Origin of the sequence: Halomonas sp. ANAO-440 (assembly GCF_019915905.1) — a bacterium.
Classification (GTDB): domain Bacteria; phylum Pseudomonadota; class Gammaproteobacteria; order Pseudomonadales; family Halomonadaceae; genus Halomonas; species Halomonas chromatireducens.
In genome coordinates this window covers 85,856-108,880 of sequence record NZ_JAHXBV010000002.1, presented here as the reverse complement: position 1 = coordinate 108,880, position 23,025 = coordinate 85,856, and the positions used below count along the sequence as shown (strand labels likewise).

Sequence of the window (23,025 nt, the reverse complement as noted above, 5' to 3'; positions counted from 1 at the left end):
GTCACTCCTTGGTGAAACGCAGCGGTTCGCCGCAAAAGATGGCAGCGGTCAATGCCGGCGCCGAAGGGAAATAGCCATGGAAATAGCTTGCTACCAGCCTGCCTTCGACATAGACCGGCTCGGCAGGGCTGCCGGCCAGGCGCCGGGCGTGGGCCGCCGGCTCGAGAGGTGTTTCCAGCAGCGAGTGGTGGTAGGTGTGGCCACGCAGCTCCCCGCTCTCGGTGGCCAGGCTTTGCAGACCCAGGGCCGTCAGCTTGCCGGCCATGCGTGCGGTGCCGGGCAACAGCCCCAGCATGGGATGCTTGCGCCCCTCACCATCCACCAGGGACTCCATACACGCCATCAGGCCACCGCACTCGGCGAGGATCGGCTTTCCTGCCTCTCGATGGGCGCGAATCGCGCCAAGCATCGGCGCATTGGCAGCAAGCTTTGCCGCGTGCAGCTCAGGGTAGCCACCAGGCAGCCAGAGGGCGTCGCATGCGGGTAGCTCGGACTCGACCAGCGGCGAGAAGAAATGCAGCTCGGCGCCCATCTGCGTCAGCAGATCGAGGTTGGCGCGATAGAGGAAGGCGAAGGTGTCGTCTCGAGCCACGGCGATCTGTACGCCATCGAGCAGGCGCGGCGGCGGCTCGGGGGCCTCGGCCTCGAGCGTCACCCGTGCCGGCAAGCGGTCGAGGCCCGCGTCCTTGAGTACTTCGGCGGCAGCGTCAAGTTGCGCATCCAAGCCAGCGAGTTCGCCGGCCTGCACCAGTCCCAGGTGGCGGTCGGGAATGGCCATCGCCTCATGTCGCGGAATGGCACCGAGCAGAGTGAGCCCTTCCGGCATGCTCTCCGCCAGCAACCTGCCGTGGCCCGGGCTGCCGACCCGGTTGGCGATCACCTCGTGAATGGCCAGGCCGGGATGATAGTTGGCCAACCCCTGGGCCACGGCACCGAAGGTCTGGGCCATGCCCCAGGCATCGATCACCGGCAGCGCCGGCAGCCCGGCGAGTATCGCCAGATCGGCGCTGGACGGGTCGCCGTCAAACAGCCCCATGGAGCCCTCGACCAAGATCAGGTCGGCTTCCCGGGCGGCCTCGGCCAGCCGCCAGCGACACTCGGCCTCGCCGGTCATCCAGGGATGCAGCTGATAGACCGGCTGGCCCGAGGCCACTTCCTGCACCATAGGGTCAAGATAATCCGGGCCATGCTTGAAGACACGCACCTTGCGGCCCGCATTGCGGTGCAGTCTCGCCAGCGCCGCGGTGACCATGGACTTGCCCTGGCCGGAGCCTGGGGCGGTGATCAAGGCGGCGTGGCACTCGCCGCGAATGGTTGTGGTTGTCATATCACCTCGCAGGAACGAAAACGGGGGAACCGTCGATCTCGGCGGTGGCCAGGGGCTGGTCATAGAGCCGCTCCAGGGCACTCGGCACCAGCATGGTCTCGCGAGGGCCCCAGCAGGCCTCGCCGCCGGGATAGAGCAGCAACAGATGGTCGCACCAGCGTGCCGCCAGGTTGAGGTCGTGGAGACACATCATTACCGCATGCCCTGAAGCGGCCTGCTCGGCGAGCAATGCCATGACAGCGGTCTGGTGGTGCAGGTCCAGATGGTTGGTGGGTTCGTCGGCAAGCCATATCTTCGGCCCCTGGGTCAGCACCGTGGCAATGGCCAAACGCTGACGCTCACCGCCGGAGAGGGTGTTCACCAGCCGGTCGGCCAGGTGTGCCACGTCCAGGCGGGCCAGGGCCGCCTCGGCCAGGCGCAGGTCTTCTCCTCTCTCCATCTGCCATGGTGACAGGAAAGGGTGACGGCCAATCAGAGCGGTCTCACGCACCGTGGCAGGGAAGCCATCCTGGCTATCCTGGAACACCAGGCCCAGCGACTGTGCTATCTCGCGGCGGCCCAGCCTGGAGAGCGGACGATCATCGAGGGACACCTGGCCGTCACGCGCCGCACGCAGACCGGCCAGTGTGTGTAGCAAGGTCGTCTTGCCGGCGCCATTGGGACCCAGCACCCCCCAGACCTGTCCTGGCTCGAGAGAGAGATCCAGCGGCTGCCCGTCGGCACGGCCCGGCACGTCGATGACCAGCTTTCTCGCCTCGAGACGGCTCATCAGCGGCTCCGGTAGAGCAGGTAGAGGAAGGTCGGAACGCCGAGCAACGCCGTGATGACGCCCACCGGCAGTTGCTCCGGGGCAATCATGGTGCGTGCCAGGGTATCCGCCAGCACCAGCAGGGTACCGCCAGCCAAAGCGCAGGCCGGCAGGATGAGGCGTTGATCGTTGCCTAGCACCAGGCGCAGCATATGCGGCACCACCAGGCCGACGAAGCCGATGCTACCGGCGGTGGTTACCGCCATGGCGGTGAGCAGGCTTGCCGCAATATAGATCAACCACTCCAGCGGGCGAACCGATACCCCCAGCGCCGCAGCTTGCAGCGGCCCACGCGCCAGTACGTTGAGGCTTCGCCCCAGCGGTATCACCAGCAGACAGACTGCCATGAGCAGCGTCATTGGCGGCCAGGGTGTGCGCGCGTAGGAGAGATCGCCCATCAGCCAGTAGAGCATTCCCGGGAGCCGTTCGGCGGGGCTGATCGCCAGCATGAGGGTGATGACCGCACCCCAGCCGGCGGCCACCACGACCCCGGTCAACAGCAGCCGCGAGGGGGTCCAGCTGCCGGTGCCATGGGCCAGGCCGAATACCAGCAGGGTGGATAGCAGGGCGCCGCCAAACGCCGAACCGGAGATCACCATGCCTCCCATGCCCCCCAACATCGCCGCCAGGGCGCCCACCGACGCGCCGCCGGATAGCCCCAGCACATACGGATCGGCCAATGGGTTGCGCAACAGCACCTGCATCAGCGCACCCGCCACCGCCAGCAGCCCGCCCACGGCGAAAGCCGACAGCGAGCGCGGCACCCGCAATTCGAGGACCAGCGTGCGCGACAGGGCCTCTCCCCCGCCACGCAGCACCGCCCATAGTTCGCCGGCCGCCACGTTGACGCTGCCGACGCTGACCGACAACGCCAGCGCCGCCAGCGATGCCGCCAGCAATATCCCCAGGGGCAAGCTCAACTGTCGCATCAGACTGGTCTACCGTCTGCCACGTGCCACCTCCAGCTTCTCACACAGGATCCGGCTGCCTTCCAGCAGACGCGGCGTCGGGCGCTGGATCAGCGATGGCGGCACGAAGAAGAGATTGTCCCGGGCCACCGCCGTCAGAGTCGGATACTGCTCCCAGTGTGTCAGCCAGTGGCGGTTCTCCTCACCCATGCCGCCAGCGACGATCGCCTCGGGATCAGCGGCCAGTACCGACTCGTCATCGATACGCGGCACCAGTCGCGACAGTGCGCCGAAGACGTTGATACCGCCGCACAGGGACACCACCTGGCCAATCAGGTGTTCATCATTGATGCTCATCAGCGGCTCATCCCACACCTGATAGAACACCCCCACCGGCTCCACATCGGCATATCGCTCGGCGAGCGCCGCCATGCCGTCGCGAAATACCGCGGCTGCCTGGTCGCCCGCCTCCCGGGTATCGGCCAAGATCGCCAGTCGCTCGATGGCGCTGGAAACGCCCTCGACATCACGAGGCTCGATGTAGAAAACCGGCATGCCGAGCGCCTCGATGGTCTCGAGCTGTTCGGGCGGGTTTCCGGTCATCCAGCCGATCACCAGGTCCGGGCGCAGGGTCACCAAGGCTTCCAGGTCCATCCGGGTGTGGCTACCCACCGACTGGACCTCTTGCGCTTCGGGCGGGTAGTCGCTGTAGGCCACCACCGCGACCACCTTCTTCCCCGCACCGGCGGCGTAGACCAGCTCGGTGGCGCCGGGCGAAAGCGCGGCAATGCGGGTGGCCGGCGCTTCCAGGCAGACCTCCCGGTCCCGGTCGTCGATGGCGCACAGCGACTCGGCGTGCGCCTCGCCGATGCCCAGCCATGGCAGGGCCAGGAGCAGCGAGGTAGCGGAAAATGCAGCGGGGCCAAAGGCCCCGCCGAACCGGCCGTTACTGACCAAAGTGAACACTGACGAAGGCCGCACGGCCGGAGCTGAGATAGTCACGAGCGGTTTCGTACTCCTTGTCCAGGGCATTCTCGACGGTGAGGCGAGCCGACCATAGCGGCGCGAACTGCCAGCCGGCACGCAGATTGACCAGCCCGAAGCCGCCAATCCGGTCCTCGTTGGCGGGGTCCTCATATCGGTGCCCTTGCAGGATCCAGGAGCCACCCAACGACCACTCCCCCAGCTCTCGGTCCAGATCGAGCCTCGCACTCTGGCTGGCACGGCGCTGGATGCGATTACCCGCATTGGCCTCGCTACGATTTTCAGGATCAATCCAGGTCAATGCCGCCGCCAGCGCCCATTCGCCGAGCTCGGCGCCCCCCGACAGCTCGATACCACGGATGCGTGCCTCGGCGATATTCTGAGGTGCCCATGGACCGCTCTCGGTCGGCGCCCAGGCGATCATGTCATCGAGATCGGTCTGGTAGGCCGCGAGGTCCCAGTACCAGCGCTGGTACTGTCCGCGCACGCCCACTTCAACGGTCTCGGATGTTTCCGGGTTGAGTTCGGGGTTGCCCGAGACTGGCCAGTACAGGTCATTGAAAGTCGGTGCGCGAAAGGCGGTACCATAGCTGGCTCGCAGCGTATGGAAGCTATCCAGATCATAGCCCAGCGCCAGGCTACCGGTGACTTCGTCGCCGTAGGCTTCATTGTCGTCATAGCGCAGGCCAGCCTGAAGCGCAAAGGGCGATAAGTCGACCAACCCCTGGGCGAAGACGGCTGCATTGTCACGGCTGGATACCTCAAAATCCGTTGTCCCGGAAACCCGATCTTCGCTGTACTCGGCACCGGCTACCAGCTCATGCAGACCGAGGCTCAGGGTGTTCTGCCAGCGGAGGGTTTGGGTACGTGTATCGATGACGGAAGTGCCGGCCGGCTCCCATTGAGTAGCTTCCGCATGGTTATCCAGCTCGTCCCGGGACTCACTTAACGTCAGGCGGCTACGCCAGCTCTCGGTCACCGGTAGCTCACCGTAGACTCCAGCGACCTGCTGGACGAAGTCCATCTCTCCACCGTCGTATTCGTTACTGCCGCGCGCCCGCAGCGCCAGCACTCCGACTTCACCACCGCCATCGAAGGTATGGGCGACACGCGCCAGTGCCGAGGTGTTGTCGTAGCCCTTGTCCTCTCCACCACGGCGCACCGGCGTGCCGTCGGTACTGAAATGGCTGCCAGCGAAACTGTAGCGGGTGCCACCCTCGCTGCCGGAGAAGCCGGCACTGTAGCGCTGGGTGTTGAAAGAGCCACCGCCCGCTGAAATTCGTGGGTGCGGGCCGCCCTCCTCGGCCTCAGGCGTGAACAGCTGTATCACCCCGCCCACGGCGTCGGCACCGTACAAACTGCCGCGAGGGCCGCGCACGATCTCGGCACGCTCGAACATCCGCGGCTCGAGATAGTGCCAAGCGGCGCCACCGGCCGTGGCCGAGCGCAACCGAATGCCGTCGATCATAAGCACCGCCGACTCGTTGCCGGTGCCACGTAGGTACACGCTACTTTCCTTGCCAAACGAGCCCCGTGTATTGACGTCCACACCTGGCTGTCCACGCAGCAGATCGGAAATGCTCACAGGATCCTGGCGGCGTAGGGTGGCCTCGTCGAGTAAGGTGACGGAGGAGAGCGTCTCGTCGGCGGTGCGCGGCGCCAGGGTGGCGGTGATTACCATCGGGTTGAGCGCGACGGTATCGTCGTGCTCGGCGGTGGTGGTCTGAGCCTGGACGGCCAGCGGAAGTGCAGCCAGGCTGAAGGCAGCCAGGCCAAGAGAGGCGTTGGTTCTGGTTTTCATGGTATTCCCTTGCTCGCCGTGCCTACCCGCACGGTCTTCTCTGTGAAGCCGGGGCGACGTGAAGGGACGAGGAGAGGGAAAACGTGAAAACCATGCCTGCCCTGCCCCTGGTCGCCCACCGCAACCCGGCATAAGGGAAACGCCGCAAGAATGACTGAACGGACGAAGCGCAGTGATACGCGTCATTCCGCTCATCGACAGATGTGCGTTTCCTGAGCTCTCAGGCCGGTCTCCGGGCTTACGAGCGAAGCGGCATGTAGAAAGGCCAGCTTCGGGACCATCGCCTTCCCATGCCAGGGCACAGTGGCGCAATGATGGACCCAGACTCGATCACCGTTGCGGGGGCAGCGTCGGATTGTTCTCCGTTCATCATGAAGAGCGGAGCGATCACCGACTTCCCGATTAACCTCAGATAACGTGATGAGGCACCTGAAAGGTGGACGTAAGCTAGCAATCGCTCCGAGGGGCGTCAATCTCAATCACCCGAGTATTGACCTGGCGCAGTGGTTGAACGAGCCCGTGGCGCACGAACCACACCTGTTCCGCCAGTGACGCTGCATCTTGGGCCAGCCAACCGGCGAGATCGCGCAGGCGCCTATCCCGATGCCCCATCGGCACGATTCCACGCCCTATTTCGACAAGAACCAGTATCATGGTCAGCCCGAGATCACGCTCGGCTTCAAGGATAACCGCCAAGGCTGCGGCCAGTTCATGCCGTAGTCGGTCATCATCGGGTTCCCGAACCAGGGCCGCCTCCAGCCAGGTGAGCCATCCCGTTACTACCAGGCTCCCTCCCGGCTCAAGTGCCGCCTGCCAGTCGAATAAGCCTGCCTGTGGATCGAGGCGATACCAGGCAGCCGTAGGAAAATGACGGACTACGGCCGCACGCTTGCCGGCGCAGGCACCGCCGATGAAGAGCTGCATGACCAGCCTCCCTGCCGATGGGTAAAGATCAGCCGGCGCCCCTGGGCCTGGCTGACGCTGCCCTCCCAGAAATCGATGGCCTCGAAGCGCCGGCGCAGTTCGCGAATCACCCCGCCATGGGTCACGGTCAGTATCCGGCGGTGCCCTTCGGCCTCGGCGGCCTGAAACAGCTCCGTCAGCCAGGCGCCAAGCCGCTGACGCAACTGTGCCGTGGATTCTCCACCGGGCGGGGCCTGCTCGCCACGGCTGTCGATCCACTCCCGATAGAGCGGCTCGTCCTTGAGGTCCGCATAGCGCATGCCTTCATAGTCACCGAAATCGAGCTCGCGCAGCCGGGCGTCGAAACGAGGCTCGCAGGACGCGTCACCGGCACTCCACACATGTGCCAGGGTCTGTCGGCACCGGGTAAGATCACTGCAGTACACCGCCTCGAAACGCTCACCGGCCAGCTGGCTCCGCAGCCGATCCATGGCATCGAGGGCATCGGGCAGCAGCAGTGGGATGTCGCGCTGTCCCTGGTAACGCTGCTCGCGGTTCCAGTCTGTGAGCCCATGCCGAACGATCACCAGTTCCAGTGTTGTCGATTCCATTATCCTTCCTCCTTTCCCGAGCAGTCAGCCCGTCACCCACCAGACCCAGACAATCAACAGCAGCCATAGCTCCGCTGCCTCGATGGCGGCACCGACGATATCGCCATTGACCCCGCCTAAGGCGCGGCTCATGAGCAGGCCATAGCCCAGCAGGAAAAGCAGCAGACAACCCAGCAGCAGCGCAGCCAGCCCGCTCGCCAGGAACAGCCCCCCCGGCAGCAGCCAGAACACCGCCACCAGGGGCACCAGCGAGAACGCAAGATCGCGGCGTTGCAGGTGCTGTCGCCAGGCCCAGGCCAGGCCCTCGCGCCGTGCACAGGGTGCAAGCAGCAGCAACGCGACACCACCCAGGCGACCCAGGGCTGGCACCACCACCAGCACGACCAGACTCACTCCCGCCTCCAGCAAGGTCCAGAGCAGCGTCACCTTCCAGGCCAGCAGGAAGACCAGCGCCAGGATGCCGAAACTGCCCACCTGGGGGTCCTTCATGATCTCCCAGCGCCGCTCCAGCGGCGCATTGCTGCCCAGGGCGTCGGCCACGTCCATCAGGCCATCCAGGTGCAACCCGCCGGAGAGCGCCACCCACAGGCTAAGCAGCAGCAGCGCCAGCATTGGCGTGGGTAGAACACTCTGCAGCAGCGCCCCGATGCTGGCAAGGATCGCCCCGAGCAGCAATCCGACAAGCGGGTAGCAGCGCAGCGCCCAGCGGCTGGTGGCAGGCGTCCAGGGGCATGCAACCGGCACCGGCAGCCGGGTCAGGAACTGGATCGCCAGCAGCAGGCCATAGCCGGCTTCTCTCATGGTGCGGGCTCCTCATCGGTTTTCCATTCGATGGCCATGCCCGCCACCACCTCGACCACGCGATCCGCCTCCATGGCCAGCTGACGGTGCAGCCGCTGCAGGAAGGCCAGATAGCGCCAGGTCTCGGCATCCCGGGGCGGCAGGTCCTCGTTGAGGTCGTTGGATACCACCACCAGGGCGATCTGTCTTTTCCCGGCCTCGAGTAGCAGCTCCGCCAGCTCTGCGCATCCCTCTTCTTCGTCGAAGCCGGCTTCATAGAGCGCTCGGCTGGCCCAGAGCGTCAGGCAGTCGAGCAGCACGGTGGCCCCGGCCGGCGCCTCCGCGAGCGCCTTACCGAGCGCCAGCGGAGCCTCCCAGGTGGTCCAGCCGCTGGCTCGTTCGCGTCGATGACGCTCGATGCGGGCCGCCATCTCGCTGTCCGAAGCCGTGGCGGTGGCCAGGTAGAAACGTGGCCCACCACGCCGCTGCTGCCAGTCGAGGGTCAGCCGCTCGGCCACTGCGCTCTTGCCCGATCGGGCCCCGCCGCTGACGAAGGCGATCATCGCGCCGCCTCCGCCGTCAGCGCCGCAAGCAGTCGATCGTTGTCGGCGCGTCCGCGCAGCGCCAACCGAACCCAGCCTCCGTCGAGGCCGGGGAAATTATGCGTATGGCGGGCCAGGATGCCGGCCTGCAACAGTCGCCGAAGCAATGCATCGCCTGTTGGCGAGCCACTGCCCTGGCGCACCAGAAAGAAATTGACCCGGCTCGGCACCACCTCGAGGCCCAGCGACAGCAGGCCCGACTGAAGGCGCGGACGCTCGTCACGCAGCCAGGCATGGGTGCGATCGAGGAAGTCGCTATCCGCCAACAGGGGCGCCACCAGGGCAGCGGAAAGGTGATTGACGCTCCAGGGGGGCTGGCCAGCCTGGAGCCGACGGATCGTCTGCGCGCCTGCCAATAGATAGCCCAGCCGCAGTCCCGGCAGGGTATACAGCTTGGTCAGGGAACGCAGCAGGATCAGGTTGTCGAAATGTGCCAGCAGCGGAGTCAGCGCTTCCCCTGGCTCGTCGACAAAATCGATGAAGGCCTCGTCCACCACCACCGTGACGCCCTGCTGCCGCGCCGAATCGAGCAGCCTCTCCATGGTATGCCATGACAGCAGGGTGCCGGTGGGGTTGTTGGGCCGGCAGAGAAACAGCACGTCGGCCTGGCGGAACGGGGAGGCGAGCCTGTCCGGGTCCAATGCGAAGGCCGGTGCCGCCAGGGGAAGCGAGGTGATCTGGAGACCATGTGCCGCGCAGGCCCGGGCATACTCCGAGAAGCTCGGCTCGACGATGACCGCCTGGCCACGGGCATGCAGCCCGGCGGCCAGAAAGATCGCCTCGGCACCGCCGTTGGTCAGCAGTACCTGATTCGGGTCAACGCCTTCGTGACGGGCGATCGCCTCGCGTGGCTCCGTGTAGCTCGGGTCGGGATAGCGGGCTAGTCCCGCCATCGCACCGGCAATGGCATCGGCCAGCCAGTCGGGTGGCCCCAGCGGATTGAGATTGGTACTGAAGTCCACCAGGGACTGGATCGCCGGAAGGCCGAAGCGTTCCAGCAGGGCTGACGCCTGTCCGCCGTGACTCGGCCAGGCACTGTGTGACGTCATGCCAGCCCCTCCTTTACCACTATCATGAGCGCCATCAGCAGAACGAAGAGCAGCCAGGTTCCATGCAGGTGGCGGATCGACAGCGCGATATGACGAACCTCCAGCGCCGCGAGCGGCCGCCCCAGCGTGGCACGATGGGAGGCAACCCCGGCATAGTGGTTGGTGCCGCCCACCTGAACGCCCATCAGGTTGGCCATCATCGCCTCCGGCCAGCCGCTGTTGGGACTGGCATGGCGTGGTGCCTCGCGCCAGGTGGACGCCAGGGCACCGCGGGTACCTGCGCCGGGAATCGTGAAGGCCGCCAGCCACATCGCCAGCGCGGTGAGCCGTGCCGGCACCCAGTTGGCCGTATCGTCGAGCCGGGCCGATGCCCAGCCGAAGTCACTGTAGCGCTCGTTGCGATAGCCGACCATGGAGTCCAGGGTATTGACCGCCTTGTAGGCCAGGGCCAGGGGAGCCCCGCCGAGCAGGGCCCAGAACAGCGGCGCGGTGACACCGTCGACGCTGTTCTCGGCCACCGTCTCCACTGCCCCCCGTGTGATCTCGCTCTCGTCGAGCGTTGCCGTATCGCGCCCAACGATCATCCCCAGGGCACGGCGCGCCCCCGCCAGGTCACCGGCGACCAGGGGCCGAGCCACGTCCCGTGCGGCATCCTGCAGTCCCTTGATGGCCAGCGTGGAGGCCAGCAGGCCGATCTCCGCGGCCAGCGTCAGCAGGGGGTGAAACCATGCCAGCCCCGTCAGCAGCCCCCAGGCCAGGAGATAGACGCCCATGACCACGAGAAGGGTCATGATGGCTCCCTTGCATTGGCGCGCCCGTGGCGAACCGCGGTTCCAGGCTCGCTCCAGCCGGGCGATCACCCGCCCCATGCCCACCACCGGGTGGGGCAGACAGCGTGGATCGCCAATCATCAGATCGAGCAGGATCGCCATCGCCACCAGGGCAAGCAGGGCCAGAGAGAACGGCTCTGCCGTCATGCGCCTTCGCTGCCCGCAACCCCGGCAGAGGCGAAGGTGGCCATATCAGCCAGTATGCGGGTCGCCGCTTCCAGCAGCGGAAACGCCAGCGCCGCTCCGGTGCCCTCTCCCAGGCGCAGCCCGAGCTCCAGCAGCGGGTCACCGCCCAGCGCCGTCAGGGCATGCACGTGGCCCGGCTCCCGGGAACGGTGGCCAAAGACAAGGTAGTCGCGCACCTTCGGGTCGATGCGACAGGCCAGCAACGCCGCCACGGTGGCAATGAAGCCATCCACCAGCAGTGGGACACGTCGAGACGCCCCGCCCAGGTAGGCGCCGGCCATGGCGGCGATCTCGAGCCCTCCCAGCTTGGACAGGATATCCAGCGGATCCTGAGGGTCCGGCGCCCGGGCCTCGATGGCGCGCTCGATGACGGCTTGCTTGTGTGCCAGCCGGCTCTCGGGAATGCCGGTGCCCTGCCCGGTCAGGTCGGCCACCGGCTCACCGGTCAGCACCGCCAGCATGGCGCTGCTTGCGGTGGTGTTGGCGATGCCCATCTCTCCCACGATCAGGCAGCGACACCCGGCGGCCACGGCCCGTTCGGCGGCCCGAATGCCCACCTCGATCGCCTGCACCGCCTCGCTTCTCTGCATGGCGTCCTGCTCGGCAAAATTGGCGGTGCCCCTGCGCACCTTGTCGTGCACCAACCCACTCTCGCCGCCCCGCGCGGCGCTGTCCCGGGAGAGTTCGCTGGCCACACCCACGTCGATGACCTCGAGCCGCGCACCGATCTGGCGGGCGAAGACATTGATGGCTGCCCCGCCGGCAACGAAATTTCCCACCATCTGGGCGGTCACCGCCTGGGGAAACGCCGAGACGCCCTCGGCGGCGACACCATGGTCGGCGGCGAATACCAGCACGCCGGGCGGGGTGATACGGGGCAGCTCCTCGCCCGTGATGGTGGCGAGGGTGATCGCCAGCGATTCCAGCCGGCCGAGACTGCCCGGCGGCTTGGTCAACTGATCGAGGTGATCGGCGACGCGGCCAGCGATGTCCCTGTCGGTGGACTGGAGGCGGGCAAGGGTATCGGCGAGCATCGTGGCATCCTGCGTGGGGGGTGGAAAGGAACATGGCAAGGGGCACCATATTAGCAAGGGCAGGGCATGGTGCGCATGCCGCTCAGGAGACCCGCTTGGTCTCTATCGCGAACTCGCCGCCCCCGGCCTTAACGGTTCCCCTGCCTCGCCCGGCTCGGCTGCCGGCTCCGCGCTGTCATGCCATGCCAGCCGAGCGGAGTTGCCCATGACGCTCAGCGAACTCGCCACCATGGCCAGCACGGCGATCAGGGGAGGAATCGCCATGCTCACCGCCAGCCCCAACGCCAGGGCATTGTAGAGCCCCGAGAGCACCAGGTTCTGGCGCATCACCCGACGGGTCCGACGGGCCAACCACCATGCCGAGGCCACGCCCTCGATGCCCGGGCGCATCAACACCACGCCGGCCCCTTCCCGGGCGGCCGAACTCGCACCCAGCGGTGCCATGCCCACCGTTGCGGTAGCCAGCCCCAGCACGTCATTGATGCCGTCCCCCACGTAGAGCGAGGGCTGGGGCAGTGCCCCGACGAGCCTTGCCTTGGCTTCGGGGCTCCGCTCCGGGTAGCACTCCTCGGCCGACAGGCCCACGGTCCTGCCAAGGCTTTCGACGGCACCTCGCCGATCGCCGCTGATCAGAGCCAGGGCCAGGCCGGCTTCACGCAGCCCTGCCAGCGTCTCGCCGGTGCCGGGTAACGGCTGCTCCCCCAGGGCAAAACTCCCCAGCCAGCGGCCATCGCAGGCCAGCAGTATCTCGCTGCTCGACGCCTCGCCGTATTCAGGCGCACAAATGCCCTGCTCCGCCAGCCACGAACGACTGCCCAGCAGCAGCTCGCATCCATCATCGAGCCGAACCCGTCGCCCACGTCCGGCCAGCTCCTCCGCCCGGGTGACGCCCTCCGTCTCTGCCTTTGTCACGGTCACGCCTTCATCACGCAGATGACGTCGCAACGCCCTTGCCAGCGGATGCGGGCTATCCAGGGCCGCCTTGGCCGCGAGAGACAGCAGCGTCGCCCGTGCGCCATCGGGTGCCACGTTGACGCCGAGCACCCTCGGCTCCCCGGGCGTCAGGGTGCCGGTCTTGTCGAACGCCGCAGCCCGGATGCCCGCCAGGCTCTCGAAGGTGCTCGGGTCGCGAAACACCACGCCCCGGGCGAGAGCCTGACCACTGCCCGCCAGCCCGGCCAGGGGCACCGCCAGGCCCACGGCGCAGGGGCAGGCCACGACCAGTACCGACAGCGCCCGCACCAGGGCTTCCTCACCCGGCACGCCCGCCAGCAGCGCCATGCCCCAGGTGAACAGGGCCAGCGCCACGGCCAGCGGGCTCAGCCAGGCGGCGAAGCGGTCGGCCAGGCGCTGTAGCTCCCCCTTGCGCGCCTGCTGCCACCACATCTGCTCACGCAGCTTGTCCAGTCGGCACTCGCCGGCGACGGCCGTCACCTCCAGTATCAATGGCCCACCCAGGTTGCGACAGCCAGCTGCCACGACGTCACCCGGCAGGCAGCGACGTGGCGCACTCTCCCCGGTCAGCGGCGCAAGGTCGAGCAACGCCTCCCCCTCCCTGAGCACCCCATCCAGGGGAAGCACCTCGTCTTGTTCCACACAGAGACAATCCCCCGGCGCTACGGTCTCCACCGGGCAGCTCCGCCAGCGGCCCCGGTCCCGTCGTCGCACCTCGCCGGGTGGCGTATGCAGGGCATGCAGTGCACGCAGGCCGCGATGACGACAGAGGGTCTCGACCAGCCGACCCGCCAGCAGCAGCAGGATCAGCATGACCGCCGTGTCGAAGTAGACCTCTGCCGAGCCTTGATAGAGCAACCACAGCGAAACCCCTACGGCCCCCAGGGTGCCCAGCGAGACCAGCGCGTCCATGCCGGGGCGCCTGGCGCGCAGGGTTCGCCAGGCGGCACGATAGAACGGTAGCCCGGCATAGACCACGACAGGCAGGGCAAAGGCTCCCGACACCCAGGCCAGTACCTGCTCCAGTCCGGCATCGGGCAGCGCCCCCGCATAGATCAGCAGCGATGCGATCATCGTCCACATGCCGAAGGAGGCGGCGATCAGCAGCCGCAGGATGAGGTAGCGGCTCTCCTTCTCGAGGCGTGCCTCGGCATCGCCGGCCGCCTCCGGTGGCCCAAGCCGATAGCCGATACGGCGTACCGCGCTGGCCAGGACACTCTCGTCGAGAGCCTCGGCATGGCCGCACACCAGCAGGGTCGCGCTGGGATAATGCAGGCTGGCGGACGTCACGCCGGGCAACCGTTTCAACTGCGCCTCCACTGCAAGGGCACAGCTGGTGCACCAGAGCCCCTGCACTGAAAAGAGCGCTTCGGCGAGGTCCCGGGATTCACTGTGGGTAGATGACGTCATGCCAACAAGCGTAATGGGCTGCCGTCATTTATCCAGCATTGGCACATCATAGGCTGGCCTCTATACTGTACATAAATACAGCTAACGGAGTCGTGACCATGCCGCCATCCGACCAGCAGCCGCCACGCAAGGGGCGCGGTGCCACCTTCAATCCGGATAACCGCTTCGCCCCCACTCACAGCGAAACCGAGGACGATGGCTGGTGGCAGGACGCGACGCCTCAACGTCTCGCCACACTGGTACGCGACGAAACCGCCCGCAGCGCCCTGTCATGGAACCGCTCCCCGGACCTGCCCTTCGACCGCTCGCTCAACCCCTACCGGGGCTGCGAGCATGGCTGCATCTACTGCTATGCCCGGCCCAGTCACGCCTACTGGGACCTCTCGCCCGGGCTCGACTTCGAAACCCGACTGATCGCCCGCAGCGGCCTGGTGGAGCGCCTGCGGGAGGAGCTATGCCAGCCGAGCTATGTCTGTCGGCCGATCAGCCTCTCCGGCAATACCGACTGCTACCAGCCACTCGAGGCCGAGCGCGGCACCACTCGCCGGCTGCTCGAATTCCTGCTCGAGTGCCGCCATCCGGTGGCAATCGTGACCAAGAGCGCCCTGATCCTGCGCGATCTCGACCTGCTGACCGCGCTGGCCGGCCACAACCTGGTTCGCGTCATGATCAGCCTGACAAGCCTGGACCGTGACCTCAAGCGCACCCTGGAGCCGCGAGCCGCCTCCCCCACCGCCCGGCTGCGAACCATCGAGGGACTCGCCCAGGCCGGCGTGCCGGTCGGCACCCTGATCGCCCCGGTGATTCCCGGGCTCACCGACCATGAAATGGAGCGACTGCTGGAGGCGGCCCGAAAGGCCGGCGCCGACTGCGCCGGATGGACCCTGCTGCGACTTCCCCACGAGGTTGCACCGCTGTTCGAGGAGTGGCTGCATGCCCACTACCCCGAGCGGGCCGGCAAGGTGATGAGCCTGATGCGCCAGTGTCGCGGCGGCATGACCTATGACGCCCGCTACGGCAAGCGCATGCGTGGCCAAGGGGTGTTTGCCGACCTGCTGGCCCAGCGCTTCGGTCATGCCTGCCGGCGACTGGGATTCAATGAACCGGCCGCACGCTCGGCGCAGCGGCTGGATGTCACGGCCTTCCGGCCGCCCCGCGACCAGGGCGACCTGTTCGAATAAAGTCAGTCGGCCTGTGGCGGCGATTCTTCCGTCACCTCGCGCCGATCCTCAAGCACGGTGCCGCTCCTGTGCAGCTCGGCTTCATGGTCCGCTTCGCGCCAGGGCTCGGCCAGTGCCTCGGTGTACCATTGCCGCATGGCCGGCAGTGCCAGCAGGCGCTCGGCATAGGCCAGTGATGGCTCGCTCAGCTCCAGGCCGAAGGTCTGCACGCGAAATGCCACCGGGGCGAAGAAGGCATCCACCGCCGTGAAAGCCTTCCCCGCCAGGAAGGGCCCGCCAAAGCGCTCGAGCCCCTGTTGCCAGAGCTCATCGAGCCGGGCCAGGTCGCGCGCCAGCTTCGGCGACACCTCATGCAGCCGCACCCGCACCCCGCAGTTCATGGCGCACTGCCCACGCAGCGCGGAGAAGCCGGCGTGCATTTCGCTACTGGCGCAGCAGGCCCAGGCCCGGGCATCGTCGTCGGCAGGCCATACGCCGGCATGCCGCTCCGCCAGGTACTCGATGATGGCCAGCGAGTCCCAGACCGGGCGGGTGCCATCTTCCAGGCAGGGCACCAGGCCCGATGGCGAGAAGCTCCGAAACGAGGCCCAGCTGGTGCCGGGGTCGAAGGGGGTCAGGCACTCCTCGAAGGGGATCTCGAGCTGGCGCATCAGCACCCAGGGGCGCAGCGACCACGAAGAGTAGTTCTTGTTGGCGATATGCAGGCGATACATGGTCCTTCCCTGAGCTATCGGTGTCGGAAGCACAAGCATAGCCTCTTGCCGCAACACTGCGACACCGTTTCAGGCCACCGCCACCTCGTAGCCGGTGAACTTGCGCAGGTTGATCACGCCACTGTCGAGGATCAGGTACTGCCCCTTCAGGCCCAGCAGGGTGCCGGCGACGACGGGGTTCTTGTCGAAGTTGTGGGAGACGATCTTGCGGGGAAATTCCAGGACCGGGTAATCGAATGCCATCGGCGAGGCCTCGAGCACCTGAATCGCCTCGGCCCCGAAGCGCTCGTGCAGGTTGGCGAGCCCCCCTTCCAGGCGCGCCAGCAGCCGATCCCGCTCGGCGCAAAGATCCAGCGGCTCGATCTCGCCCTTGAGCATGGCACGCCAGTTGGTGCGATCGGCCACCTCCTCCTTGAACAGCATCTCGACGAAGCCCGACTGCTGTCGCGTATCGACCTGCAATACCGGCAGGGCCTGGATCGCTCCCTGGTCCAGCCAGCGGGTCGGTACCTGGGTGCCGCGGGTGATGCCGACCTTGAGGCCGGAGGAGTTGGCCAGGTAGACCACATGGGGCTGGAAGCAGTGGCGCTCCCCCCACTCCGGCTCGCGGCAGGTGCCGGCGAAGAAATGACAGGTCTCCGGCTTCATGATGCAGGTATCGCACTGGGCCAGCTTCTTGAAGCAGGGATAGCAGTGACCCTGGGCAAAGCTCTTCTTCGTCGCACGACCGCAATGGGTGCAAGCGATGGCGCCCGTCCAGGTCAGCCGCAGCGGCTCGCCCAGGCGCGCATTAAGGTCGAGACGTTGCTCGCCGGCGCGCAGGGTATAGCGTACCGGTTCGCCCTGTTCACCGGGGACGATAGCCATCTTGCTCAGGCAGCCCTGACGCGTTGTCTCGGCCTCGATCAGGCGGGCCTCAGTCACGGGTGGCATCCCGGGCCAGTCCAGCCAGCTCCGGCGGCACATCGGCACCGGAGCTGGCGCTACCGCAGGTGCGCTGCTCCAGATAGCCGACCCGCTGCGCCTCGGGCACGTTGTTCTCCACCTCGTAGCGCATCACCGCCTCGAGACAGAGTTCGGTCTGGTCAGGGGTCAACATCCGGCCATCCGGCCATTTGCGCAGGGCCACCGCCTGCTTGAGGCTATCGTAGATGGCCGGGGTCATCTGCTGGATCATGCGCTCGAAGGTCATGTCGCTCATTGCAAACTCTCTTGATCAAAGGCGGCGGGCACGCCCGGAATAATACCACCCCATAGCCAGCCCCACGACCAGGCCGCCAAGATGCGCCTCGTTGGCCACATTGCCGAAGCCCACGGCGGCGGCGGCATCAGTCATGGTGAAAACCATCCAGCCCAGCATGAAGACCACCAGCATCTGGGGCACGAAGAAGCCGCTCTGGGGCGCTCGCCGTGACATCAGCCAGACGTAACCCAACAGGGCGAAGTCGACCCCGGACATGCCGCCGAACAGCACCGTGCCGGTGGCGTACTGCGCCAGGTTGGCGCCGATGCCGGCCACCAGCAGGATCGTCAGCATGCGCCAGGAGCCCTGCAGGGCCTCGACCTGGCGTCCGAAATACCACAGCCACAGCATGTTGAAGATCAAGTGCATCCAGCCGAAATGCAGGAAGGCTGGAGAGAGCAGCCGCCATACCTGTCCCGAGGCCATGGCATCGCCCAGACTGCCGAACATGACGCTACCGTTGACGATGCCCACAGGCACGATGGTCAATGCAGCCACCACGATATCGCCCATCACCGCCATCAGCGCGAACACCAGCAGGGAAAGAGCCAATGCGGTAGCCGTGACCGGTGCCTGGCGGAATGGCACCGCCAGCGAATTGCCGCCCGACGCCTTCCGACGCCGCTCGGTGGTGAGCCGCTCGCCCCGCTGCCAGCGCGACAACAGCTGCATCATGGCGTCGTGCTGATCGGGGTTGGCCAGCCACAATACCTGCCCCTCCTCCTCTTCGGTGAAGCGGTGGCCGATCCGGTGGGCCCAAAGCGCTCGGCGCAGCTCTCCGATCTCGGCATCATGGGGAAACAGCATGATGCGGTACATGAACACTCCCTGAAGTCATTACGGGTTCAATTCTGCTTCGCAACGGCGAGCGCCACAATGGCTTGTGCTGGAAATGATGGTTTGTACGGAAGAATCGTGCCGACGCAAAGAAAAAATCCGGCGGAGGGGGCCGCCGGATAAGAGCAAGGGATCATTCAAGGGAACACTTACTCTGATGGACATAGCAGCGGGAAGTTCAGGGCCGAGAGAAAAAATGTTGTTATTCTTTGTAATGGTATGGCCAGCCTTCCGAACGGCACCGCTCAGTCGAAATCGATCTCCCATGGCCTGGGCCTTGCCGCCTCCTCCTGAGGCACCCGAACCCAGACGAAATGGTTGGCGTCGAGCCGCGCCTCGCCGCTCCAGCGGTAGGCGACCAGCCGCCCGAACTTCACGGCACTGTAGTCAAGGCAGGCGATGTTGGCCGTCGGCAGGGCCGGAATTCCCTCGCACCAGTAGTGACCAATGAACAGCGGCCGCTCCTCCAGACCATAGTGACTGAGCAGGGCCTGGTCTTCTTTGGTCAGGGCGCGTGCCTCCAAATCCCCCGGCAGATTATCAGGCTGAAAGATGACGTCGCCCCAGGTTCGTGGCTCCCTTGCCCAGAAGTGAGCGCGAAAACTGCGCCGGGTAAAGCCATCCCCCGAATGAATTTCGACGCCTTGCGGCAGCGGCAGATGCGTCCCGCGGGTCAGCCTGTCCAGAATTCGGAACTCCCGGGTTCCCGGTATGACCGAGGCTTCAAGGAAGGCTTCGTCGATCTGTCCATGCGGGTGGCTCTGTCTCAGCGAATCGATCAGAGGCTGGTCCCAGCAGGCATGCACCACTCGCAGGCCGGGAAGCTCCAGGAACAACGGGATTTCCAGGAACCAGGCGAGCGCCTCCTCCCACTCGGCGGGGTGATCGCGGTACTGGTCCAGCGTCTCCTTGATGATGCGATTATGTCGCGGCGAATGCTCGCGCAGCCACTCCCGGCCCAGTCGGCGGGGGGCACGGTGGCAGTAGGCCAGGGCATTGTACTCGTGGTTGCCCATGACGATATGCGCCTCGCCCTCCTCCACCATGCGTCGAGCGATGCTCACCGCCAGGCGGATGCGGGGGCCTCGGTCGATCAGGTCACCCAGGAAGATCACTCGGCGTCGCGGGTGACGGTAGACGCCACCGCGCTGGTGATAGCCAAGCTTCTCCAGCAGGGCGCCCAGGGTGGCGCCGCAGCCATGCACGTCACCGATTAGATCGTAGCCTTCGATTGCTGCCTGTCTCGTCACATCAGTCCCCCAGCCGATTGCTCCAGCCCAGCTTGCTGCGCAGGACATCGTAGAAATTGTGGCCCGGGGGATGCACCAGGTGAACCCGCTGAGGCTTGCGCTTCACGACCAGGACATCGTCGGGCTTGGCCACAGCACGGGTCTGGCCATCGCAGCTGATATGGGGGTAGGTCTGATTGGTCTCGCCGATATGCACGCGAATTTCGCTGGCGGCATCGATCACGATCGGCCGGCTGGAAAGGGTATGGGGAAACATCGGCACCAGCTCGATCACGTCCAGCTTGGGATGCATGATCGAGCCACCCCCTGAAAGGGCATAAGCGGTAGACCCGGTCGGCGTGGCAATGATCAGGCCATCGCTGCGCTGGCTGTAGACGAACTGCCCGTCGATGAACAGCTCGAACTCGATCATCCGCACCGCCTTGCCCGGATGCAGCACGACCTCGTTGAGCGCATCGCCACTGCCGACCTGGATACCATCCCGGTAGAGTTCGGCGTCAAGCAGGAACCGCTCTTCCACCTCGTACTGCCCGGCCAGTACCTGACTGACGCGCTCCTCGAGCTCGTCCGGGGAGATATCGGTCAGGAACCCCAGGCGACCACGGTTGACGCCCAGCACCAGTGTGCCGCTATGGCAGAGCGTACGAGCCGCACCCAGGAGGCTCCCATCGCCGCCCACCACGATGACCAGATCGCAGAGTTCACCAAGGGTGCGGCGACTGGCTTCCGGATGCCCATGGTCGAGCAGCACGGTAGCGGTGCGATCCTCGATGATCACATGGTAATCCCGCTCGTCGAGAAAGTGCATCAGGCGCTTGAGTGTGTCGACCACCTTGGTGCTACCCAGGCGACCGATCAGACCGATGTTCTTGAAGGTTTGCATGCCCTGGCCTCTCGGATCACGGCCGGCCATTATGGAGGCTGACAGCAGGCCGGGCAAACTCAAGCCGCAACCGTGGCCCGCCGGCGCAGCCACCACTCGTTGAGAAACAGCGAGCCGACGATAATGGCTCCGCCGACAGCCAGGCGCGGCAGGTCGGCCTCACGATTCCAGATCACTAGGTTGACCAGCAGCCCCGCGGGGATCAAGGCGTTATTCATGATCGCCAGGGCGCCGGCATCCACCCGGGTTGCCCCCAGGTTCCACAGGAAGTAGCCAACGCCGGAGGCCACCAGGCCAAGCCAGGCAAGCACGCCCCACTGCAAGCTCGTGGTGGGCATGGCAGATGTATTGCCCATCAGGGCAAAGGCCGGCAGTGCAACCAGCAATGCACCGAGATAGAACCAGGCGAAGACACTATGCCGCGGCAGCGATGCCGGCAAGGTCACCGAGAGACGGCGATAACCCACCTGGCCCAGGGCGAAACAGAGATTGGCGCCCTGGACCACCAGGAATCCGAGCCAGAAACCGCTATCGAGACCCTGATAGCGAATCACCGCCGCACCCAGCACGGCAAGGGCCGCCGTCAGCAGGTAGAACGGTGTGAAGCGGCCGAACAGCGCATCGTCCAACAACGTGACATACAAGGGCGTGAAGATGGTGAAGAGCAGGACTTCCGGCACCGACAACAGCAGAAATGACTGGTAGAAGAAGATATACATTACGCCGAGCTGCACGGCTCCCAGCGCCATCAGCGTCATGCGCTGCCGCCCCTGCAGAAGCGACGGCCGCAGGAAGGGCAGGAAAATCAGGGCCGCCAGGGCAACCCGCACCAGCACGGCGAAATAGCTGTCCACCTGTCCGGCCAGGTAGACGCCGATCAGCGAGAACGAAAAGGCCCATAGTGCGGTAACGCCAATCAGATAGCCCACGGTAAACTCCATAGAGCGAAATAGTTGACAGCGATTATACGCACAACCGAACCCGCATCAATTCCCTGTCGCACTCTTTCCCCTCTGGCCGAGCCCCCTTTCCCCTGGCCGAGACCACCCGAGGCCTTTTCTTACTCACCGGTTGTCGGCAGGACTGCCTCTTCACCACGGCTGACGGCAAAATACTCCTCGAACCGGGCCTCGGCCTGATCACCGAACAGGATCGCACAGGCTTCTCTCAGCCCGGGCGAGTCACGTATCGCCGACTCATGCACGACGAGGGCGATCTTTGAGCGTCGACGCAGGAAATCCTCCAGACGGGTGACCATTTCGCGACGCTGCGCATGACGCAGTTCGCAACGCAGGTATTCGGTTCCCTCTATCAATACCTCAGCCTGTCGCGGGTCCTCGCGGATCTCCTCGAGCATCTCCAGGGCATGGGTGCCGTAGCGGCGCCACAGGCGGGTCGACAATGGCTCGGAGGCCTCCGGTGCCGTCATGGCATCGAGCCCCATCAGCGCGGCCTGATGCATGAACTCTTGCCGGACTTCTGCCGGCGGCTCGCCATACCAGCGGTAGCCCGGGTGAGGTATCGTCACGCCCATGTCACGAACGGCTTCGACCACTTCATCGCCGACATTGAGGCAGTCGGTGAGCTTGCCGCCGAAAATGCTCAGGTGGGCCTCCTCGGAATTGATGTCGATGGCATGCTTGCGGGAAAGCTGCAGAAAATCACGATCCCCGCCGCCGTTGGCCCGCACGGCCAGGGGGCGAACGCCGCAGCGGGTGGAGATGATATCGTCGGTGGTCAGGGGCCTATCCAGGGTAAGACGCTTGTTGATGTTGTCCAGGACGAAGCGGATGTCCTCCCCGGTGACACCGACTTCCGGCTTCTCGACCCGGGTGTCGGTGGTACCGATACAGGTTCTCGGCCCCATGGGGATGACGAAGAAGAGGCGGCCATCGTCGGCGAAGAAGGCCAGTACGCGCTGACTGTCGGTCAGTCGCGGCACGATCAGGTGAATGCCCTTGGAGTAGACGTGATGATAATCCGTCTGCTGCCCCGTCAGGGCGTTGTGCTTGTCTACCCAGGGTCCCGCCGCATTGATCATTACTCGCGAGCGCACTTCCAGCGTTCTGCCATCCATTACGTCGCGCAACTGGGTGACCCAAAGCCCGTCCTCCCGTTTTCCACCCAGTGACTCGACGTAATTGACCGCAACGCCACCATAATTGAGCGCCCCGCGCACGAAGTTGAAGACGAAGCGGGCATCGTTGTCATGCAGATAGGCATCCGAATACTCGAACCCACCGATGGCCTCTTCCACGTCAACGATCGATTCGCCCTGCTTGATTGCAGAGGGCGTCAGGAAACGGGGGATTCGGGTAAAGCCATTGCCAATCAGCCAGTAGAGCCAGCTGCCGGCCCAGAGATAGCGGGGGTGGTAGCGAAAGCCCCTGGAAATGGTGGTCAGGAAACGAATCTCCTGCACCGTCGACGGGTAGCTCTTGATCAGGTGATTACGACTCTTGCAAAGCTTGCGAACCAGGGCGAAATCACGGCTCTCCATGTATTTGATGCCGCCCCAGACCAGATTGGAGGAGTGCATGCTGGTGCTGCCGGCGAAGTCACCACGTTCGACCACTGCCACCCTGGCACCCTTTCCAGCCAGGGCCGCCGCGGCGGCTGCACCGTTGATGCCCCCACCGACGATCAGGACGTCGAAGACCTCGCCAGTCAGCTTGTTGATATTACTGCTGCGCAGTTGCATGTGCGGACCTATAGAAAAATCGGACCTTTT

At 65.6% G+C, this 23,025-nt stretch carries 22 protein-coding genes and 1 riboswitch; of the genes, 1 reads left to right on the top strand and 21 read right to left on the bottom strand.

Annotation, left to right across the window (positions count from 1 at the left end):
• Position 1 precedes the first annotated feature (1 nt).
• The 13 genes from KZO25_RS01500 to KZO25_RS01440 all read right to left on the bottom strand — a co-directional run bounded on the left by KZO25_RS01500 (position 2) and on the right by KZO25_RS01440 (position 14,187).
• On the bottom strand, positions 2 to 1,327 hold the full coding sequence (locus KZO25_RS01500; protein WP_223135610.1) for a cobyrinate a,c-diamide synthase: 1,326 nt from the start codon (positions 1,325 to 1,327) through the stop codon (positions 2 to 4).
• A 1-nt stretch (position 1,328) separates the two neighbouring features.
• Positions 1,329 to 2,096, bottom strand: a complete 768-nt coding sequence (locus KZO25_RS01495) for an ABC transporter ATP-binding protein (RefSeq protein WP_223135609.1) — start codon at positions 2,094 to 2,096, stop codon at positions 1,329 to 1,331.
• Complete coding sequence (locus tag KZO25_RS01490; protein ID WP_223135608.1) at positions 2,096 to 3,064, bottom strand: FecCD family ABC transporter permease; 969 nt, start codon at positions 3,062 to 3,064, stop codon at positions 2,096 to 2,098. The genes KZO25_RS01495 and KZO25_RS01490 overlap by 1 nt, the downstream gene beginning before the upstream one ends.
• A 9-nt stretch (positions 3,065 to 3,073) precedes the next feature.
• Entirely contained in the window at positions 3,074 to 3,940 is an 867-nt protein-coding gene (locus KZO25_RS01485; protein WP_262488810.1) for a cobalamin-binding protein, read from the bottom strand.
• A gap of 49 nt (positions 3,941 to 3,989) precedes the next feature.
• Complete coding sequence (locus tag KZO25_RS01480) at positions 3,990 to 5,828, bottom strand: TonB-dependent receptor domain-containing protein (protein WP_223135606.1); 1,839 nt, start codon at positions 5,826 to 5,828, stop codon at positions 3,990 to 3,992.
• A 205-nt stretch (positions 5,829 to 6,033) separates the two neighbouring features.
• A riboswitch (cobalamin riboswitch) is annotated at positions 6,034 to 6,276 on the bottom strand.
• Positions 6,276 to 6,752, bottom strand: coding sequence for a bifunctional adenosylcobinamide kinase/adenosylcobinamide-phosphate guanylyltransferase (locus KZO25_RS01475; RefSeq protein ID WP_223135605.1), 477 nt, complete (start codon positions 6,750 to 6,752; stop codon positions 6,276 to 6,278). It overlaps the preceding riboswitch by 1 nt.
• Positions 6,704 to 7,342, bottom strand: coding sequence for a histidine phosphatase family protein (locus KZO25_RS01470; protein ID WP_223135604.1), 639 nt, complete (start codon positions 7,340 to 7,342; stop codon positions 6,704 to 6,706). Before KZO25_RS01470 ends, KZO25_RS01475 begins: the two co-directional genes overlap by 49 nt.
• 24 nt (positions 7,343 to 7,366) lie before the next feature.
• On the bottom strand, positions 7,367 to 8,143 hold the full coding sequence (gene cobS / locus KZO25_RS01465) for an adenosylcobinamide-GDP ribazoletransferase (RefSeq protein WP_223135603.1): 777 nt from the start codon (positions 8,141 to 8,143) through the stop codon (positions 7,367 to 7,369).
• On the bottom strand, positions 8,140 to 8,685 hold the full coding sequence (locus tag KZO25_RS01460) for a bifunctional adenosylcobinamide kinase/adenosylcobinamide-phosphate guanylyltransferase (protein WP_223135602.1): 546 nt from the start codon (positions 8,683 to 8,685) through the stop codon (positions 8,140 to 8,142). Before KZO25_RS01460 ends, cobS begins: the two co-directional genes overlap by 4 nt.
• Positions 8,682 to 9,773: a threonine-phosphate decarboxylase CobD gene (gene cobD / locus KZO25_RS01455; RefSeq protein WP_223135601.1), complete on the bottom strand. Its 1,092-nt coding sequence runs from the start codon at positions 9,771 to 9,773 to the stop codon at positions 8,682 to 8,684. Before cobD ends, KZO25_RS01460 begins: the two co-directional genes overlap by 4 nt.
• The gene (gene cbiB, locus KZO25_RS01450) at positions 9,770 to 10,750 is read right to left on the bottom strand and encodes an adenosylcobinamide-phosphate synthase CbiB (protein ID WP_223135600.1); all 981 of its coding nucleotides are present in this window, start codon (positions 10,748 to 10,750) and stop codon (positions 9,770 to 9,772) included. Before cbiB ends, cobD begins: the two co-directional genes overlap by 4 nt.
• Positions 10,747 to 11,823 (bottom strand): nicotinate-nucleotide--dimethylbenzimidazole phosphoribosyltransferase, encoded by a 1,077-nt coding sequence (cobT, locus tag KZO25_RS01445; RefSeq protein ID WP_223135599.1) that lies wholly within the window; start codon positions 11,821 to 11,823, stop codon positions 10,747 to 10,749. Before cobT ends, cbiB begins: the two co-directional genes overlap by 4 nt.
• Before the next feature lie 102 nt (positions 11,824 to 11,925).
• Positions 11,926 to 14,187 carry a heavy metal translocating P-type ATPase gene (locus tag KZO25_RS01440; RefSeq protein WP_223135598.1) on the bottom strand — a complete coding sequence of 754 codons (2,262 nt, stop codon included), beginning with the start codon at positions 14,185 to 14,187 and terminating at the stop codon, positions 11,926 to 11,928.
• Positions 14,188 to 14,285: 98 nt separating this feature from the next.
• On the opposite strand from KZO25_RS01440, the gene KZO25_RS01435 reads away from it, so the two are divergent.
• Positions 14,286 to 15,368, top strand: coding sequence for a PA0069 family radical SAM protein (locus tag KZO25_RS01435; protein ID WP_223135597.1), 1,083 nt, complete (start codon positions 14,286 to 14,288; stop codon positions 15,366 to 15,368).
• Positions 15,369 to 15,370: 2 nt separating this feature from the next.
• On the opposite strand, the gene KZO25_RS01430 is transcribed toward KZO25_RS01435, so the two are convergent.
• The 8 genes from KZO25_RS01430 to KZO25_RS01395 all read right to left on the bottom strand — a co-directional run bounded on the left by KZO25_RS01430 (position 15,371) and on the right by KZO25_RS01395 (position 22,995).
• Positions 15,371 to 16,081, bottom strand: coding sequence for a glutathione S-transferase family protein (locus tag KZO25_RS01430; RefSeq protein WP_223135596.1), 711 nt, complete (start codon positions 16,079 to 16,081; stop codon positions 15,371 to 15,373).
• Positions 16,082 to 16,150: 69 nt separating this feature from the next.
• A complete protein-coding gene (locus KZO25_RS01425) occupies positions 16,151 to 17,014 on the bottom strand; it encodes a DUF2797 domain-containing protein (RefSeq protein ID WP_223135595.1) in 864 nt (287 codons plus the stop codon).
• Positions 16,998 to 17,282 (bottom strand): YeaC family protein, encoded by a 285-nt coding sequence (locus KZO25_RS01420; protein WP_114477861.1) that lies wholly within the window; start codon positions 17,280 to 17,282, stop codon positions 16,998 to 17,000. The genes KZO25_RS01425 and KZO25_RS01420 overlap by 17 nt, the downstream gene beginning before the upstream one ends.
• 15 nt (positions 17,283 to 17,297) lie before the next feature.
• Positions 17,298 to 18,143, bottom strand: a complete 846-nt coding sequence (locus KZO25_RS01415; protein ID WP_066451374.1) for a rhomboid family intramembrane serine protease — start codon at positions 18,141 to 18,143, stop codon at positions 17,298 to 17,300.
• A gap of 263 nt (positions 18,144 to 18,406) precedes the next feature.
• Positions 18,407 to 19,393 carry a metallophosphoesterase gene (locus KZO25_RS01410; protein WP_223135816.1) on the bottom strand — a complete coding sequence of 329 codons (987 nt, stop codon included), beginning with the start codon at positions 19,391 to 19,393 and terminating at the stop codon, positions 18,407 to 18,409.
• Between the two features lie 19 nt (positions 19,394 to 19,412).
• On the bottom strand, positions 19,413 to 20,294 hold the full coding sequence (locus KZO25_RS01405; protein WP_144439680.1) for an NAD(+) kinase: 882 nt from the start codon (positions 20,292 to 20,294) through the stop codon (positions 19,413 to 19,415).
• A 59-nt stretch (positions 20,295 to 20,353) separates the two neighbouring features.
• Positions 20,354 to 21,223, bottom strand: coding sequence for a carboxylate/amino acid/amine transporter (locus KZO25_RS01400; RefSeq protein WP_066451368.1), 870 nt, complete (start codon positions 21,221 to 21,223; stop codon positions 20,354 to 20,356).
• A 131-nt stretch (positions 21,224 to 21,354) separates the two neighbouring features.
• Positions 21,355 to 22,995 carry a glycerol-3-phosphate dehydrogenase/oxidase gene (locus KZO25_RS01395; RefSeq protein WP_223135594.1) on the bottom strand — a complete coding sequence of 547 codons (1,641 nt, stop codon included), beginning with the start codon at positions 22,993 to 22,995 and terminating at the stop codon, positions 21,355 to 21,357.
• Positions 22,996 to 23,025: the final 30 nt, after the last annotated feature.